The sequence below is a fragment of the Sphingomonas sp. TX0543 genome (genome assembly GCF_048565505.1).
In the GTDB taxonomy this organism is placed as follows: Bacteria; Pseudomonadota; Alphaproteobacteria; order Sphingomonadales; family Sphingomonadaceae; genus Sphingomonas.
Genome location: NZ_JBLZUS010000002.1, coordinates 1,091,513 through 1,107,629, shown reverse-complemented (window position 1 = coordinate 1,107,629; position 16,117 = coordinate 1,091,513). Strand labels below are relative to the sequence as shown.

The 16,117-nt window shown below is 63.3% G+C and carries 15 protein-coding genes; all 15 read right to left on the bottom strand.

What is annotated here, in order from left to right; genetic code table 11:
• Nucleotides 1-142: 142 nt before the first annotated feature.
• The 15 genes from ACM61V_RS05985 to rpmD all read right to left on the bottom strand — a co-directional run bounded on the left by ACM61V_RS05985 (nt 143) and on the right by rpmD (nt 16,113).
• Nucleotides 143-937: an SDH family Clp fold serine proteinase gene (locus ACM61V_RS05985; RefSeq protein WP_419713882.1), complete on the bottom strand. Its 795-nt coding sequence runs from the start codon at nt 935-937 to the stop codon at nt 143-145.
• A 493-nt stretch (nt 938-1,430) separates the two neighbouring features.
• Nucleotides 1,431-4,799 (bottom strand): TM0106 family RecB-like putative nuclease, encoded by a 3,369-nt coding sequence (locus tag ACM61V_RS05980; RefSeq protein ID WP_137786736.1) that lies wholly within the window; start codon nt 4,797-4,799, stop codon nt 1,431-1,433.
• A 329-nt stretch (nt 4,800-5,128) separates the two neighbouring features.
• The gene (locus ACM61V_RS05975; protein WP_137786737.1) at nt 5,129-5,470 is read right to left on the bottom strand and encodes an arsenate reductase; all 342 of its coding nucleotides are present in this window, start codon (nt 5,468-5,470) and stop codon (nt 5,129-5,131) included.
• A gap of 6 nt (nt 5,471-5,476) precedes the next feature.
• Nucleotides 5,477-5,884, bottom strand: coding sequence for a GNAT family acetyltransferase (locus tag ACM61V_RS05970; RefSeq protein WP_137786738.1), 408 nt, complete (start codon nt 5,882-5,884; stop codon nt 5,477-5,479).
• The gene (gene bla, locus ACM61V_RS05965) at nt 5,881-6,717 is read right to left on the bottom strand and encodes a subclass B3 metallo-beta-lactamase (protein WP_137786739.1); all 837 of its coding nucleotides are present in this window, start codon (nt 6,715-6,717) and stop codon (nt 5,881-5,883) included. Before bla ends, ACM61V_RS05970 begins: the two co-directional genes overlap by 4 nt.
• The gene (gene guaA, locus ACM61V_RS05960; protein ID WP_137786740.1) at nt 6,714-8,267 is read right to left on the bottom strand and encodes a glutamine-hydrolyzing GMP synthase; all 1,554 of its coding nucleotides are present in this window, start codon (nt 8,265-8,267) and stop codon (nt 6,714-6,716) included. The genes bla and guaA overlap by 4 nt, the downstream gene beginning before the upstream one ends.
• 276 nt (nt 8,268-8,543) lie before the next feature.
• Nucleotides 8,544-9,569, bottom strand: coding sequence for a sulfite exporter TauE/SafE family protein (locus ACM61V_RS05955; protein ID WP_249341541.1), 1,026 nt, complete (start codon nt 9,567-9,569; stop codon nt 8,544-8,546).
• Between the two features lie 157 nt (nt 9,570-9,726).
• Entirely contained in the window at nt 9,727-10,149 is a 423-nt protein-coding gene (gene rplQ, locus ACM61V_RS05950; protein ID WP_137786742.1) for a 50S ribosomal protein L17, read from the bottom strand.
• Nucleotides 10,150-10,367: 218 nt separating this feature from the next.
• A complete protein-coding gene (locus tag ACM61V_RS05945; protein ID WP_137786743.1) occupies nt 10,368-11,429 on the bottom strand; it encodes a DNA-directed RNA polymerase subunit alpha in 1,062 nt (353 codons plus the stop codon).
• Nucleotides 11,430-11,518: 89 nt separating this feature from the next.
• A complete protein-coding gene (rpsK, locus tag ACM61V_RS05940) occupies nt 11,519-11,908 on the bottom strand; it encodes a 30S ribosomal protein S11 (RefSeq protein WP_066486290.1) in 390 nt (129 codons plus the stop codon).
• A gap of 112 nt (nt 11,909-12,020) precedes the next feature.
• A complete protein-coding gene (rpsM, locus tag ACM61V_RS05935) occupies nt 12,021-12,389 on the bottom strand; it encodes a 30S ribosomal protein S13 (protein WP_137786744.1) in 369 nt (122 codons plus the stop codon).
• 564 nt (nt 12,390-12,953) lie between these two features.
• Nucleotides 12,954-13,604 carry an adenylate kinase gene (locus ACM61V_RS05930; protein ID WP_137786745.1) on the bottom strand — a complete coding sequence of 217 codons (651 nt, stop codon included), beginning with the start codon at nt 13,602-13,604 and terminating at the stop codon, nt 12,954-12,956.
• Between the two features lie 31 nt (nt 13,605-13,635).
• Nucleotides 13,636-15,000 carry a preprotein translocase subunit SecY gene (gene secY, locus ACM61V_RS05925; protein ID WP_137786746.1) on the bottom strand — a complete coding sequence of 455 codons (1,365 nt, stop codon included), beginning with the start codon at nt 14,998-15,000 and terminating at the stop codon, nt 13,636-13,638.
• Nucleotides 15,001-15,145: 145 nt separating this feature from the next.
• Complete coding sequence (rplO, locus tag ACM61V_RS05920) at nt 15,146-15,679, bottom strand: 50S ribosomal protein L15 (RefSeq protein WP_137786747.1); 534 nt, start codon at nt 15,677-15,679, stop codon at nt 15,146-15,148.
• A 254-nt stretch (nt 15,680-15,933) separates the two neighbouring features.
• Entirely contained in the window at nt 15,934-16,113 is a 180-nt protein-coding gene (gene rpmD / locus ACM61V_RS05915) for a 50S ribosomal protein L30 (RefSeq protein ID WP_137786748.1), read from the bottom strand.
• Nucleotides 16,114-16,117 lie beyond the last annotated feature (4 nt).

Here is a 16,117-nt window from a genome sequence, read left to right as displayed (position 1 = left end):
GTTGAGGAGGCGATCTCAGCGGTCAACGATCACACCTGCAATCTGCTCGCGTCGCCCCATGCAGCACCCCCTTCAAGCAGTCTGGATAATAGAGAGTTGCCGCGCAAGGGGGCGCCGTCTGATACGAGACGGCCCGGCTTGTTCAGTCGTCCGTCCGTGGACGCGCGATGCTGTTGATCGCGCCCTCGACGATACGCCCGAGATCGTTGCTCTTCGTGTCGTGATCATACAGGCAATACAGCAGCCAGACGGCGCGCCACAGATCGCATTTCGGATCCATCCACTCGACGTTCAGGCCCAGCTCTTTCGCTTCGCTAAAGTCGATGACCGCGCCGTGCGAGTTGTATTGCGTTGCCGACGACAGCTTGTTGAGCGTCGTCTGAAGATCCTTGTCATCGAGATCCTTAAGCATGCCTCGGCGCAGGATTTTCTCTGCCAGACCGCGCATCCGCTTGACGTTGGCGTCGGCATAGTCGCGGAGTACCTGGTCCTTTGAAGCGTCGCGGGCGATGAACTCGCAGGGCATCTGCCCGAGCTCGGGAAGCATCATGTGCGGGTCGATCGGCCCGAGCTCGGAATTGACGCCGAGTAGGATCGTCGATGCCGACATCGCGATCACCGTGCCTCCGCTTTTGGCCCAGCTCGGGACGATGACGCGGTAATCATCGACCCGGTGCCGTAGCACGGACACGAACTTTTCGATCGCATCGACGGAGCCACCCGGCGTCTGAATGATCAGATCGACGCTCTTCCCCTCGATGTCCTCGAGGATTTCGGAAAGGTCGTCGGGGTCCGTGTGGTTGATGCCCTCGTTGAGCTGGGCGAAATAGACGATCGCCTCGCGACCGGTCAGCTCCTCAATGTCAGTGATGAGCAGCTGACGTAGGTATCGGTCCTTCTCCTTCGCCCAGTATTTAGATGACTGCGTAGGCGGCAAGGCGGTTCGCGGAAATTGCCCCCGAGCTTTTCGCTGAATTTCGGCCACGGTCGTCCTTGGATCTCTCATTGGGATAGACTGTCGAGCTGCGCAGCGGCGGCTCGCTCTTCGGCACGGGGACTATCGTGGCTTCGTGCCGCGAAGGCGGGTGTTGCTCCCCTGGAAAACGCCTCTCGTTCGCAGCCATCGTCACGCTCCTGTACGTCTGCCCGCCTCGCTCTTCTTGGTCTAACCAAAGAAACGCCTGACGGACCCGACCGTTCATCCCCCATGGATCACGACGACGTCTGCATAACAGACGTGGACTCGAGCCACAATCACCCCAGATCCGCACCCTGCAAGCGGAGAAAAATCCAATTTGGTTCGGCGCCACTGCTTCATCATTTGCGCCTGCGCAACGTCGGAGACGGCCACCGTCCCGACGAGGGGAACGACGTTATCTGGGTCCTACGCAACAGCCACTTGCATATCGAGGTGCGAGGGCACCTTTCACTCATATTTGTGCCGCTTGTCCGTCCGCGAATTGCTTCGCCCAGCAGAAGTTGTTGACCAACTCCATCTGCGGGATCGTGTTGCAGGTTATCTCCATGAGTCTGGGGTTCGCGTAGATTACCGCCAGGCATCGTGCGCGGCTGATGGCGACGTTCAGCCGGTTCTGACTGTAGAGGAACTCGATGTTGCGCGGCAGGTCATCGCCGCTCGATGTCGCCATCGAGATCAGGACGATGGCGGCTTCCTGACCCTGGAACTTATCGACCGTTCCCACACGAGCACCGCCGGGCAGCATACGCTTCAGGAGTTCGACCTGCATGTTGTATGGGCTCACGACCAGGATGTCGGCGACGGTTATCGGATGCTCGACACCATCCTTGTCGCGCCACCGCTGACCGAGGAGCAAGCCGTAGGTGCGCGCGAGGCGATCCGCCTCTGGCTGCGACCGCTGCGTGCACCCAACGCTTTCGACGGTGACGAAGCGAAGCCCCGACGGTGCGATGACGCCAGGTTCCAGGTCGGCCGGCGCGACGAGCGATTGACGCTCGGTGCCGGCCGCAGAAGTGAGCCGGTTGTCGTAAACGGCAGCGGACACGAATTCACAGAGGTCGGGATGCATGCGGCGCGTCTGGGAAAGGAAGACTCCGCGCTCGGGAGGAACCGTCGCATGGTCCTGCAGAACGTGCCTCAGTGCCGATGTCCCGCTCGAGCGAGGATGCGTACCCTTGATAGGCTGTGCCAGTTGCATCTGGTCGCCGACGAGGACGATGTTTCGCGCGCACACACCCGCCGCGACCACGTTAGCGATGCCGAACTGCCCTGCTTCGTCTACGAAGAGGTAATCGAATGCCTGGTCGTGCTCGGGTCGGGCGAACAACCAAGCCGTTCCGGCAACCAGCTGGTGACCGGACGTCACGGCGTCGTTCTTGGTGGTTTCTTCGATCCACCGGCCGGTCCCGAGCTGCTGATCCTCGCGGCTGTTCTTCTTGATGCCGCGTAGGTTTAGGCCGTTCGCTGCGACGAGCGTCTCTACTTCACCGAGCAGTTGGTTGATTGCCTTGTGGCCGTGCGCGGTGATGCCGACACGATAGCCTTGCGCCAGCAAGGCAAGGATCGCGTGAGACGCGGTATAGGTCTTTCCTGCGCCAGGTGGGCCCTGCACAAGCAGGTGGCTCGACTGGAGTGCGTGCAGAGCCTCGATCGTTGCAGGCAGCACTGGCGCATCGTTCGCGATCACGTGCGCGCCCGGTTCACGCCCGCGGAGCGTCGGCAGGTCGCGACGCAGGATCGAAACAACGGCCGAATAGCGATCGAGATCGTTGTCACGAACCGCTTCCGCGAAGCGATAGATGGCCAAGCGGAGATTCTTGTCTGGGACGGGACCCGGTGGGATCAGCGCGGTGCCGGGCGCGATCGCGGCGACGCTCGGACCGAGCTTCAGCTCGATCGTCAGATGATCCTCGTCAATCGACATCACGGTGCCCGAGCGATCCAGCGTACCCGCGCGGACGGGCTCACTCCCCGCCTTCAACTTGAAATCTTGGGCGGGAAAAGTGAACGTGTGGATCACCGATCGCTTTTCTGGCCGCGCCGGGATGTCTGGGTGCGGCGCAAGGCCAGCCAGACATTCGGGATCGTCCAGCAGCGCGTCGTGCGGAAGGTCCTGTCGGGAAAACATCGCCCACCAGTCGGGCTTAGCCTCGCGACCGTGGAATTCGAGCAAGTCCGAGAGTAGCGGTCGCCATGTTTCGCCAGGTTCCTCGGCGGCGAGAAGCGCGACGCTCATCGCGTGCAGCCGCATCTCGACCTCATTGCGCTCCTCGGCTGCTTCCGGCCGCGCTGGCGTGGCGGGTCGTTCGAGCCAAGGCATGCCTTCGCCGCGCATCGAAACCAGCCAGTCCCGACATGCTAGCGTCGAGGCGCAGTCAAAGCGGTTGTATGCTTCGATGTCGTCGAGGAGCCGCTGGTCGCCCAATCGGCGCCATCGCTCATACATGACGATGCTGTCGCCAGCAGTCGTCACCTCTCCGCCACGCGCGTCTTCCAGGTAGAACTTCTCCATGTTCTTGATCGAGTACGCCGGCTCAGAGGTACGGATAGCCTCGCGCACGACCCGATAGAGGTCGACGAGGCGTTGTTGACGGAGGAAATCGTCGATCGCGTTCTCGCGGGTGCCGTGGAACATCGCCAAGCGCTTGAGTGCGGTCTCCTCATAGGCGGCATAGTGATAGATGTGGGCGTCAGGGTATTGTTCGATCCGATCGACCATGAAGTCGACGGCAGCTTGGAAGGCCTGCTTTTCTTCGTCACGGTCATGCGCCCAGAATGCTTGAAACTGCTCTTCACCGTCGTCGACAGTCGTGATGCCGAAAAGATACTCTAGTCCGCCATCGAAGAGCGGATCGCCCTCCATGTCGAAGAACATGTCCCCATCATTCGGGCGCGGCAGTCGGGCTAGCCCACGCCCTGATTCTAGGCCCAGCCGCTCGACGACGCGTTCGCCCGTCTGTCGTTGATGGTCCTGCAGCCGAGCCTGCTCTCTCAAGCGCCACAGCGTTTCAGGCTGGATGCCGTCGACACGGGCTTCCGGCGGCAGCGCCGCCAGAGCGCGAAGGTCAGGAACGTCGGCTGCCTTCAATGCTTCGGCCTGTCCCCGCGTCAGCCCCGCGACGAGACTGAGGTGATCGGCCGCGTCCCACTCGTCCTCGCATCGCTTCACCCAACGACAGTAAGTGCAATGTCCGCACGGAGCGCCTTCGGACGCAGCCGGCGGGTTCGCCGAGAATGCGAGGAAACGGTCTCGCGCGAGCATGAAATAGTGGATCACCGAGTTGGTGCGCACGCTTGCCGTCGAACCATCGCCGAGCACCACGTGCATCGCGTCCGGTTGACGGCCCTGCTCACGCGCGAGGATGTCCGAGTATATGCACATCTGGATCAAATGCTTCGGCTTGGCCGTCCGCGCGAGCTTCGTGTCAGCAACTTCGTAGGAGAAGTCACCGAGCGCTGAAGGTTGCGAGACCTTGAGCGGGAAATCTGAGTAACCCTGCCAAGGCCCGTCGCGGAACGCACCTTGATAGATGACGTCGGCGCCTTCGCGCATGGCTGCCAGCGTACGTGCGGCTTTCTCGTCGACATCGGCGTCGCCGGCGATCTCGACGACTACCTTGCCTTCCCCACGCAACCGCTCAAGATAAGCACGTTCGTGCTCGAAACCCTTTTCCTGAAGAAGCTGGGTCGGCTCGTCGTCCGGCGGAAAGGCGACCCGCTTATCGAGCTGGGCAATGTCGAGCACGGTCGCGTGCGCGCAGCCCAAGAAATTCACTAAGTCGCTAGCAGAATAGATAACCGTGGCGTTTCTGCGTTGCATTTGATTTCCCCTACCGCACTGATTTTCCGTGAGAAACCCACACACGGAAATCAGCGGTAACACACGGAAAGCCCACGCTCAGACTTGGTAAGGCTGAGGTCGTGAGTTCAATCCTCACCGGCAGCACCATTTTTCAGTCGGTTTGGCGGACGATGCTCGCCGACATGGTTCGTGTATCTGCCGCGACCTTACATGCTCGAGGAAAGCTGGCGGGGCGGCGCTGATACATGCGGTGTCCACATCATCGAGCTGGCAGGCTCGATAGCGGCACACCACGTCATTTTTTTTGGCGTAGAGTGTAGCCAAAGGCGAAATGACACCATTGCAGATCAGAAGGCCGCCTCCCACTCCGCAGAAGAAAAGCCGATCAAAAGCCCGCCGGCGAATTCCACAATCGGCCTTTTTATCATTGACGGGTTCGCGACCATCGCCTGAACCGCCGCCTCACCCTCCATCCGCCCCTTAACTTCGTCGGGCAGCTTCCTGTAAGTCGTGCCGAGCCTGTTGAGCACCCGATCCAGCCCGGCTTGCGAGACCCACTGGGCGATCTTGGCCGCGTCCACACCATGTTTCTTATAATCGTGAAAAGTGTACACGACGCCGTGCGCGTCCAGCCAGGCGCGGGCTTTCTTGACGGTGTCGCAGTTCGGGATGCCACAGAGCGTAATCATGGCGCCTCAATCAAGGAAACGGCCGAGCACCGCAACCGGCTGATCCACAAAGCCGAGCGCGCGATAGAAGGCGAGCGCTTCCTCATTTCCGTCACGCACCATCAACTGCAGCTTGGGCGCGCCGCGGTCGCGCAACCACGCTTCCGCCGTTCGCATCAGCGCGCGACCAATGCCGGCACGCCGCGCATCTGGCGCAACCGCAAGATAATAAACCCAGCCGCGATGGCCATCATGCCCCACCATCACGCTGCCGGCGATCGCGCGATCCTCCCGCGCGACGAAGATCGTCGAGGTAGCGCCTGCAAGCGCGAAGGCGATATCGCGCGACGGCGGGTTCCACGGACGCGTCAGACCGCAGGCTGCCCATAACGCGACAAGCTCGGCCTCATCCGCCCCTGTCGCCTCCACGATCATTGCATCTGCTGCTTCGCGAGATCGGCAGCGAAAGCGGCACGCGCTTTCGCGACCATCTCCGGCAACACACCGGCATCTATCAGCGCGCCGCCACGCGCCCGGTTGAGCAAATCGGTCGTCTCGGGATGGAAGGGCAGCACAATATCGGCTTTCACCGTCGCCAGCCGATCGAAAGTGCGGCGAAAATCGGCGACGATTTCGGGATAACGGTGATTGCGGACCAGCCGATTGCCCGCCACCGTGATGCTGCATGCGAACAGCACGTCGCGCAGCACGCCGCCGGCCATGATCCTCATCGACCAGCTTGTGCAGCCCGGCGTATGCCCCGGCGTTGCCACGGCTGTAAGCGTAACACCGCCGAGTTGCACCGCCTCACCGTCGCGGATCCCACGATCGACTGCTGCGGCCGGGAACCGGATAACGCCATAGGTCGTCTCGCCCGGCGGCGTCCCCGTGGTCACTGCATCGCGATCGCCAGCCCCCACCACCAGCCGAGCGCCGGTCGCCTTTTTCAGCGCCGCCAGCCCACCGGCATGGTCGAAATGCGCATGGCTGAGCAGGATCAGCTTCACATCGCGCAGCCTGACGCGCGCCGTGATGCTCTTTTCCAGTCGCGCCACGTTCTCCGCCATCGGCGCATCAATCAGGATCGCACCGGCGCTGGTATGGATCAGATAGGCAGCCAGCCCCTCGGTGCCCACGTAATCGATCGGTCCGATCAGATTAAACGGCTGGATCGGCCGGGTCCAAGCCGGAGGATCACCAGCCGACGCCGGCGCAGCGCCGGTAAGGAGCACGGCGGCGCACAGCGATCCCCGAAAGAAAAGCCTCATTCCCACTCGATCGTGCCGGGCGGCTTCGAGGTGTAGTCGTAGGTTACCCGGTTGATGCCCTTCACCTCGTTGATGATCCGCGTGGTCACGCGGGCGAGGAAGCCGCCGGGGAACTCGAACGCCTGCGCCGTCATGCCGTCGGTGGAGGTTACGGCGCGCAGCGCGAGTACGCTGTCATAGGTCCGCCCGTCCCCCATCACGCCGACTGAGCGCACCGGCAGCAGCACCGCGAACGCTTGCCAGATCGCATCGTAGAGGCCCGCATCACGGATTTCCTCCAGATAGATCGCATCGGCCTTGCGCAGGATATCGCAGCGCTCCTTCGTCACTTCGCCGGGGATCCGGATCGCCAGGCCCGGGCCGGGGAACGGGTGCCGCCCGACGAAGATTTCGGGCAGGCCCAGTTCGCGTCCCAGCGCACGCACCTCGTCCTTGAACAATTCGCGCAGCGGCTCGACCAGCTTCATGTTCATCCGCTCGGGCAGGCCGCCGACATTATGGTGGCTCTTGATCGTCACGGACGGGCCGCCGGTGAAGCTGACGCTCTCGATCACATCGGGATAGAGCGTGCCCTGCGCCAGGAATTCCGCGCCGCCGATCTTCTTGGCCTCCGCCTCGAACACCTCGATGAATGTCTTCCCGATGAACTTGCGTTTCGCCTCCGGGTCGGTGACGCCGGCGAGGCCGTCCATGAACAGCGTCTGCGCCTGCACATGGACCAGCGGGATATTGTACGCACCCCGGAAAAGCCCGACCACCTGCTCCGCTTCTCCCGCGCGCAGGATGCCGCCGTCCACGAAAACGCAGGTAAGCTGATCGCCGATCGCCTCATGGATCAGCACCGCCGCCACCGCGGAATCGACGCCGCCGGAAAGCCCACAGATAACGCGCCCCTTGCCGACCTGCGCGCGAATCTCCTCGATCTTGGCCTGGCGGAACTCCGCCATCGTCCAGTCGCCACGAAGCCCGCAGACGTGGCGCGCGAAATTGGCGATCAGCTTGCCGCCATCGGGCGTATGGACGACTTCCGGGTGAAACTGCATCGCATAGATCCGGCGCGCGTCGTCCGCGATCACCGCATAAGGCGCGCCAGAGCTGGCGGCGACCGGCCGGAAACCCGGGGCGAGCGCGGTGACCTTGTCACCGTGGCTCATCCACACCTGATGCCGCTCGCCCTCGCGCCACACCGCATCGAACAGGGAACAGCGATCGGCGATATCGATGAACGCTTCGCCGAACTCGCCGGAACTTCCTTTTTCCACCGTGCCGCCAAGCTGATGCATCAGCGCCTGCTGGCCGTAGCATATGCCGAACAGCGGCACGCCGGATTCGAGGATCTCCTGCGGGATGCGGGGGCTTCCCTCATCGAGCACCGAGGCGGGGCCGCCCGACAGGATCACCCCCGCCGGCCTCATCCGCGCAAAGGCGGCGGCGGCTGACTGGAACGGCGCGATCTCGCTATAGACCCCCGCCTCGCGCACGCGGCGCGCGATAAGCTGGGTCACCTGGCTGCCGAAATCGACGATGAGGATGCTGTCGGGATGTTCCATGTCGGGCCTGTAGCGATGTGCCGGCGCGCGCGAAAGAGGCCCTGCGCCTCAAACCGCGCGGCGCGTCAGAAACGCTTCCGGCCCTATCCAGCAGGGTAGGGGCGAGTCGCTCGACGCAGATTTCCAGCCGCTCGGTGGAGCTGCCGTGTGCCGCGTCCGAGATCGCCGCAATCGCTGGCAGGTCCGCCGCCCTTATCGAACGCCATGAACCGATCGTCGTCATCGCGCTCCTTCCGCCGGCAACCGACCGCGCCCTGGGCGCCGCGCGGGATCATATCAAGCGGGGCGATCGTGCAGTTCCGCTTTCAACTCGCGGCCATCGGGCGCGCGGTAATATATCTCATAATAGCGCGCCGTCGGGCTGTGCACCCGCTCCACCAGCGTGATACGTTCGCGTGGCGCGATCGCCAGCGCCCGCGCGCGCCAGGCGGGCGAAAGCGCCTCGAACGCGATCGTGCGTTCGAACGCGCCGTGGCCCTCCGGCTCCCACTCCAGCGCCGCCACGCGCCTGCCGCGCCAGTAGAATTGCATTTCGTTCTCCCCGCCCGGCGCGACATGCTCGATCCAGGCGCGGTGCAGGCGCGCGATTTGATCGCCAGACAGCGTGAACATCGCCGCCCCTGCGGCCACCATTGCGCCGTGCCCGATCCGGCGGAACAGCCGCTCGTTGATTAACGGCAGCAGTCGCTTCACCCCGATCGAGGCGAATACTGCCGCTGCCGCGACCAGCAGACCCGCCACCAGCGCGCCGCCAGTCAACAGGCCAAGCCACGCATAAAGTGCGATCTTGAGGATGTGGAGCAGCACCTCGTTCATCGCGCGGGTCGCGACGATCTCGCCCGGCGTGAGCCCGAGCCGCTGATAGGCGCGGTTGAACAGCAGCCCAACCGCGCCGGTGAAGCCCGACAGCAGCCCGGCCACCATTCCGAACAGCGGCAGCAGGCGCGGCGATAGTGCCGACCGCCGCGTCGTCTCGCGCCCACGAAACAGCGCGGGAACATTTGAGAGCAGGAAACAGCCGATGATGAATTCGATATAGGCCGGCTCGAACCGGCTGAGCAGCCATACGCCGAGCGCCGTGGCCGGCAACGCGGCCGGCACGAAGCGGCGGACGACGTCCCAGCGTACTTCCTTGCGAAACAAGGCGATCCGCGACAGCGCGCTCGCGGCCGTTCCGATCGACAAGGCAGCTGGCACCGCCGTGATCGGCACCACCAGGCGCAGGATCGGCACGAGCACCAGCCCGGCACCCCCGCCCGATACTGCGCTGACGAGAAAAGCCGCGAGGGCGGCCAGGAACACGACAACAATCATCACAGCCGGGATAGCGCGTCAATGCGACCGCCACGCGGCATTTATGTCAGCGATTGTTTCCGGCGCGGAAAAGAAAAGGGCCGCTCCCGACAAGGGAACGGCCCGATTCCTGATTTCCGCCGACGTTACACGGCGAGGCTGCGCCTTATGCCGCGGCGTCGAAATCCTCGTCCGTCATCACCGGGCCGGAATCCTGACCCTTGGCGGAAGCGTCGCGGTCCACGAATTCGATGATCGCCATCGGTGAGGCGTCCGACGGGCGGATGCCGGCCTTGATGATACGGGTGTAGCCGCCGTTGCGGCTGGCGTAACGCGGCGCGAGCACGTCGAACAGCTTCACCAGCTGCGCGTCGTCCAGCAGTCGCGCATGCGCCAGGCGACGATTCGAGAGACCGCCCTTCTTGCCCAGCGTGACGAGCTTTTCGATATACGGGCGAAGCTCTTTCGCCTTGGCCACCGTGGTGGTGATCTGCTCGTGCTTGATAAGCGCTGCCGACATGTTGCGGAACAGCGCGATGCGATGTGCCGAGGTGCGCTGAAGCTTACGGCCGCCAACTTTATGACGCATGATATCTTCCTTGTCGTTCGTTCGGGGGCCGTCTTACGGAACCCCAGACCAGGTGGAGGCGTGGTCCACCCCGAATACGCCGCCTCAGACTGGCTGAGGCCCAATAGGAGCCGGTGTGACGACGCGGAGAAGCCGCGCCGCCGGACAGATCAGGCTTTGCCGATCCGCCGGCCAAGGTTATCGCGAGACACGGATTGGCTTGCGCTAATCCGCCGCGATCACCCCATGATTTCCTGTTCGAGCTTCTTCGCCATCTCTTCGATGTTCTCGGGCGGCCAGCCGGGGATTTCCATGCCCAGGCGAAGCCCCATCGACGACAGCACTTCCTTGATCTCGTTCAGCGACTTGCGGCCGAAATTCGGCGTGCGCAGCATCTCCGCCTCGGTCTTGCCGACCAGATCGCCGATATAGATGATATTGTCGTTCTTCAGGCAGTTCGCCGAACGCACCGACAGCTCAAGCTCGTCCACCTTCTTAAGGAGGTAACGGTTGATCTGCTGTGTATCGCCCTGCGGCTCCGCGCCGGCGGCCGGCGCGGCGACACCGATCGGCGCGGACCGCGTAACGGCAGAATCGTCGAAGTGCACGAACAACGCCAGCTGGTCCTGAAGGATGCGCGCGGCATAGGCGAGCGCGTCCTCGGACGTGACCGTACCGTCGGTCTCGATCGACAGCGTCAGCTTATCGTAATCGAGATCCTGGCCAACGCGGGTCGGGTCGACCTTGTAGCTGACCTGGCGAACGGGCGAATACAGCGCATCGACCGGGATCAGCCCGATCGGCGCATCGGCCGGACGATTGGCTATCGCCGGGACATAGCCCTTACCGACATCGGCGGTCAGCTCCATGTTGAGCGTCGCGCCCTCATCGAGATGGCAAATGATGAGATCGGGGTTCATCACCTCGATATCACCGCTGACCGCGATGTCACCCGCAGTGACGGTGGCGGGCCCCGTTGCCGAAAGCTGAAGCCGCTTCGGGCCTTCGCCCTGCATCTTGAGCGCGATCTGCTTCACGTTCAGGACGATATCGGTGACGTCCTCACGGACGCCGGCGAGCGAGCTGAATTCGTGCAGCACGTTCTCGATCTTGATCGACGTGACGGCGGCACCCTGAAGCGAGGAAAGCAGCACGCGGCGCAGCGCATTGCCCAGTGTGAGGCCGAAGCCACGCTCGAGCGGTTCGGCAACGAAGGTCGCCTTGCGCTTCCCGTCGCCGCTCTTCTTCTCGAGCGCGTTGGGCTTCTTCAGTTCCTGCCAGTTCTTTGCGTTGACGGACAAGCTCACGTCCCCTGAAGTTGGGCCGGAACGGGGGCTCGCCCCGGCCTTGGTGCAAAAGACCCCCGGCTCGTCAGCCAGGGGCTACAAGATCAGACGCGGCGACGCTTCGACGGGCGCACGCCATTGTGCGGGATCGAGGTCACATCACGGATCGATGTGATCTGGAAACCGACTGCCTGCAGCGCGCGGAGCGCGGATTCGCGGCCCGAGCCGGGGCCCTTGACCTCGACCTCGAGCGTGCGGACGCCGTGCTCGGCAGCCTTCTTTCCCGCATCTTCGGCTGCGACCTGCGCCGCATACGGGGTCGATTTGCGCGAACCCTTGAAGCCCATCATGCCGGCGGAGGACCAGCTGATCGCATTGCCCTGCGCATCCGTGATGGTGATCATGGTGTTGTTGAAGCTGGCGTTGACGTGGGCCACGCCGGCCGTGATATTCTTGCGTTCGCGCCGACGGAGGCGCTGCGGTGCCTGTGCCATGTGGTATTCCTGACCTTTTCTTTCAATTCGGCGGCCGGGAGGCTGCATGCCTCAACCCTGCCACCGACGGAGCAAGCCGAAGAACCGTCCCTGCGGACGGCTCCCGTGCAGCTTACTTTTTCTTGCCCGCGATCGGCTTCGCCTTGCCCTTGCGGGTGCGCGCATTGGTGTGCGTGCGCTGGCCGCGAACCGGCAGGCCCTTGCGGTGACGCAGGCCACGATAGCAGGCGAGGTCCATGAGCCGCTTGATGTTCATCGCCGTCTCGCGGCGCAGATCGCCCTCCACGGTGTGATCGGCGTCGATCGTCTCACGGATCTGAAGCACTTCCTGATCCGTCAGATCCTGAACGCGCCGCTCCGGGGCGATCGCGAGCTTTTCGATGATCTGCTTGGCCTTGGCCGGGCCGATCCCGTGAATATAGGTGAGCGCGATCACTACGCGCTTGTTGGTCGGGATGTTGACACCCGCAATACGTGCCATGAAACTTGTTCTCCTGTGCTCCACAGGGGCCGGCATGGCTGCCACGGCCCCCATCTCGTCGCATTGACTTCCTAGACGCAGGAAAGCGGCGTACGCAAAAACGCGCCGCCGGTAACCGTTGTTTTGGAAGTACGTGCCACTAAGCCCCGCTGCAAGCCCTGTCAAGCGACGCGCCGAAGCGAGACCTTTGCCAACGGAAAGCCGGCGGGAAGCGAACTTCCCGCCGGCCTCGGTACCCCCGGGAGTTTCGGGTACCGATCTCGCGATCAAACGAAACCTGTTCAAGGAAACCGCGCGAGGGGACACGCGGCCATAGCGCATCAGTTACCGGCGCCCGCCCGTCGCGGGCGTGGCTTCGGCATGACAAATTGTTCATTTAGCCGGAGAGATATCTCCGCCCGAAACGCGCATCGCGCGATTGCACGCGCGAGCCATCGAGTCGCTCATCGCCAGGCGCGCGCTGCGAGCGGCACGATAGGCGGGCATTCACGCCGCCGCGGACGAGATGAGGGGAAGTCCTCGCTCTTCACTGTTGCGGCCCGCCTTAACTAAGGGGGGCCCGCCTCACTTGCCGTCGAGAATCGCCTCGATCGCGGCCGTCACCTGGCCGATGTCGGCCATGCCGTCGACGCGACGAACCAGCCCGCGCGACTCGTAGATCGGAATGATGGGCGCAGTCTTTGCGCGATATTCCGCCATCCGCGTGCGCACCGTCTCCTCGTTGTCGTCGGCACGACGCTTGAAATCATGGCCGCCGCAGACGTCGCACGTCCCGGGAACTTTCGGTTGCTGAAACGTGTCGTGGTATCCCGCACCGCAGGTACCGCACGTGAAACGCCCGACGATCCGCTCTACCAGCGCATCCTCGTCCACGCTCAGTTCGATCACGAAATCGAGGGCACGGTCACGGCCGGCGAGAATGCCATCCAGCGAGTTGGCCTGCGCAGCCGTGCGGGGATACCCGTCAAAGATCGCGCCCTGCGCCTCGCTCATCGATGCCAGCTTATCGTCGATCAGCGCCGAGACGATTTCGTCGGAAACGAGCGCGCCGGAATCCATGATCGCGGCAACCTCGCGCCCCAGCGGCGAATCGACCTTGCGCTTCTCGCGCAGCATGTCGCCGGTGGAAAGCTGCACCATGCCGCGGTCGGCAACCAGCCGCGCCGCCTGAGTCCCCTTGCCCGCGCCCGGCGGCCCCAACAGGATGATGTTCACGCGAACCGTCTCCCCCAATTCCTCAGCGCGATCAGCGCAGGCGGCCGCCCTTCAGCTTCGCCTTCTTGATAAGATCGCCATACTGGTGCGCCAGCAGGTGCGACTGGATCTGCGTTACCGTATCCATCGTCACGTTGACGACGATCAAAAGGCTGGTGCCGCCAAGATAAAAGGGAATTGACAGCGCCGAGACCAGATATTCCGGGAGCAGGCAGATGATCGTCAGATAAGCCGCCCCGATCACCGTGATGCGCGTGAGCACATAGTCGAAATACTGTTCGGTGTTCTTGCCGGGGCGAATGCCGGGAATGAACCCGCCATAGCGCTTCAGGTTTTCCGCCGTCTCCTCCGGGTTGAACTGTACCGCGGTGTAGAAGAACGAGAAGAAGATGATGCCCGCGCCATAAAGAAGCATGTAAACCGGCGAGCCGTGCTGCAGATACTGGTTGAGGCTGATGATGACATCGCCCCACCAGCTTTCGCCAGACACGCGATTGCCGGCGAACTGCGTGATCGTCAGCGGCATCAGCAGCAGCGACGATGCGAAGATCGGCGGGATCACGCCGGCGGTGTTGAGCTTGAGCGGCAGATGGCTACGCTCAGCCTGCATCCCGCGCTGCGTCTGTCGCTTGGGATATTGGATCAGAATGCGGCGCTGCGCGCGTTCCATGAAGCAAATGAACAGCACAAGCAGCATGACCGCAACGACGATGCCGATCAGCTTCACCGGATCGAGACTGCCCGAACGGCCGCCCTCCAGCAGGTTGAACAGCGTAGTGGGCAGATGCGCGACGATGCCGGCCATGATGATGAGCGAAACGCCATTGCCGATACCGCGGCTGGTGATCTGCTCACCCAGCCACATCAGGAACATCGTGCCGCCGATCAGCGAGATGACCGCCGCGACGCGAAACATCATGCCTGGCTGGATCACCGCCTGCACGCCCTGGTTTGCGCCCAGCGCCTCGAGCCCGACCGCGATGAAATAGCCCTGGACCGCCGTGAGCAATACCGTGCCATAACGCGTATATTGATTGAGTTTCTTGCGCCCGCTCTCGCCCTCTTTCTTGATCGCGGCGAGCTGCGGCGACAGCGACGTCGCGAGCTGCACCACGATCGAGGCAGTGATATATGGCATCACGCCGAGCGCGATCAGCGACATGCGCGTCAGCGCGCCGCCGGAGAAGGTGTTGAAGAAATCGAGCACCCCGCCACGCGTCTGCTGGCTGAGCAGCCCCAGCGCGGTCGGATCGATGCCCGGGAGCGGCACATAGCTCAACATGCGGAAGACGATCAGCGCGCCGATCGTGAACCACAGCCTCTTCTTGAGGTCGGTCGCCTTCGCGAATTTCGCGAGACTGATGCTTTGCGCCATCTGGTCGGCTGCGGATGCCATCGTGCGTGGATGCCTTCGGATACGAAAAACGGCGGAGTAGGTGCTGATGCCCCCGCCCCGCCGCTCATATAGTCATGCTCGAAGGCTTGTCTAACCCGGCGAGCAAATTCCGCCCTGGCCGATCGGCCGGGGCGGCATTCGAGACTTACTTCGCGGTCTTCGCGGCAATCTTCGCCGCGCGGACAGTGCCCTTCTTGGCCTTCGCCTTTTCGGCTGCCGGCACGATCTCCGGCACCGTGACCGAGCCACCCGCCTTCTCGACCGCTTCGCGCGCCGAGGCCGAGACGCCGGCGACGGTGAAGTTCAGCTTCGCCGTCAGCTCGCCCTTGGCAAGCAGACGGACCCCGTCCTTGCCGCCACGCGCCAGGCCGGCCGCCTTGAGCGCCGCGTGATCCACGTCGGTGCCGGTCAGCTTGCCCGCGTCGACCGCCTTCTGGATCGCGCCCAGATTCACCGTGGCATAATCCTTGGCGAAGATGTTGTTGAAGCCGCGCTTCGGCAGCCGCATGTGGAGCGGCATCTGGCCACCCTCGAAGCCGGCGATCGATACGCCTTCGCGGCTCTTCTGGCCCTTCTGGCCACGACCGGCGGTCTTGCCCTTGCCGGAGCCGATGCCACGGCCAACACGCATACGGCGATGGCGGGCGCCTTCGTTGTCGCGGAGTTCGTTCAGTTTCATATCGTGCACTCGCTTTCGCTTTTGTCGCGCGGACGGAAATAAGGAAGGGGGCGCGTTAGCCCCCTTCCGCAAATTTGTCACTATCGGCCCGACGGCGAAGGCATTGTCTGCACCGGCCTTCGCGTTACTGCGGGTCGGGCCGGATTTTGCCTGTGCGCCGTAGGATCCGACCGGATCATGCCGCGGTGCCGGATAGTGCCGTGGCGCCGCCTTTCAGCTTCGGCCTCCCCGAAGCGGCTGATCCCGATATAGCGTCAGCCCTCCTGGACTTCCACCATGTGCTGCACCTTACGGATCATGCCGCGGACTTCAGGCGAGTCCTCCAGCTCCGATACGCGGTGCATCTTGTTGAGCCCGAGCCCGACCAAAGTCGCGCGCTGGTCCTTGGTGCGACGGATCGGCGATCCGGTCTGCTTCACCTTGATCTTCGCCATGCCG

What these genes read in the sequence shown, in the direction of transcription:
- ACM61V_RS05980 (WP_137786736.1), bottom strand. Translation starts at nt 4,799, where the DNA reads ATGCAACGCAGAAACGCCACGGTTATCTATTCTGCTAGCGACTTAGTG.
- ACM61V_RS05975 (WP_137786737.1), bottom strand. Translation starts at nt 5,470, where the DNA reads ATGATTACGCTCTGTGGCATCCCGAACTGCGACACCGTCAAGAAAGCC.
- ACM61V_RS05970 (WP_137786738.1), bottom strand. Translation starts at nt 5,884, where the DNA reads ATGATCGTGGAGGCGACAGGGGCGGATGAGGCCGAGCTTGTCGCGTTA.
- bla (WP_137786739.1), bottom strand. Translation starts at nt 6,717, where the DNA reads ATGAGGCTTTTCTTTCGGGGATCGCTGTGCGCCGCCGTGCTCCTTACC.
- guaA (WP_137786740.1), bottom strand. Translation starts at nt 8,267, where the DNA reads ATGGAACATCCCGACAGCATCCTCATCGTCGATTTCGGCAGCCAGGTG.
- rplQ (WP_137786742.1), bottom strand. Translation starts at nt 10,149, where the DNA reads ATGCGTCATAAAGTTGGCGGCCGTAAGCTTCAGCGCACCTCGGCACAT.
- rpsK (WP_066486290.1), bottom strand. Translation starts at nt 11,908, where the DNA reads ATGGCACAGGCACCGCAGCGCCTCCGTCGGCGCGAACGCAAGAATATC.
- rpsM (WP_137786744.1), bottom strand. Translation starts at nt 12,389, where the DNA reads ATGGCACGTATTGCGGGTGTCAACATCCCGACCAACAAGCGCGTAGTG.
- secY (WP_137786746.1), bottom strand. Translation starts at nt 15,000, where the DNA reads ATGGCATCCGCAGCCGACCAGATGGCGCAAAGCATCAGTCTCGCGAAA.
- rplO (WP_137786747.1), bottom strand. Translation starts at nt 15,679, where the DNA reads ATGAAACTGAACGAACTCCGCGACAACGAAGGCGCCCGCCATCGCCGT.
- rpmD (WP_137786748.1), bottom strand. Translation starts at nt 16,113, where the DNA reads ATGGCGAAGATCAAGGTGAAGCAGACCGGATCGCCGATCCGTCGCACC.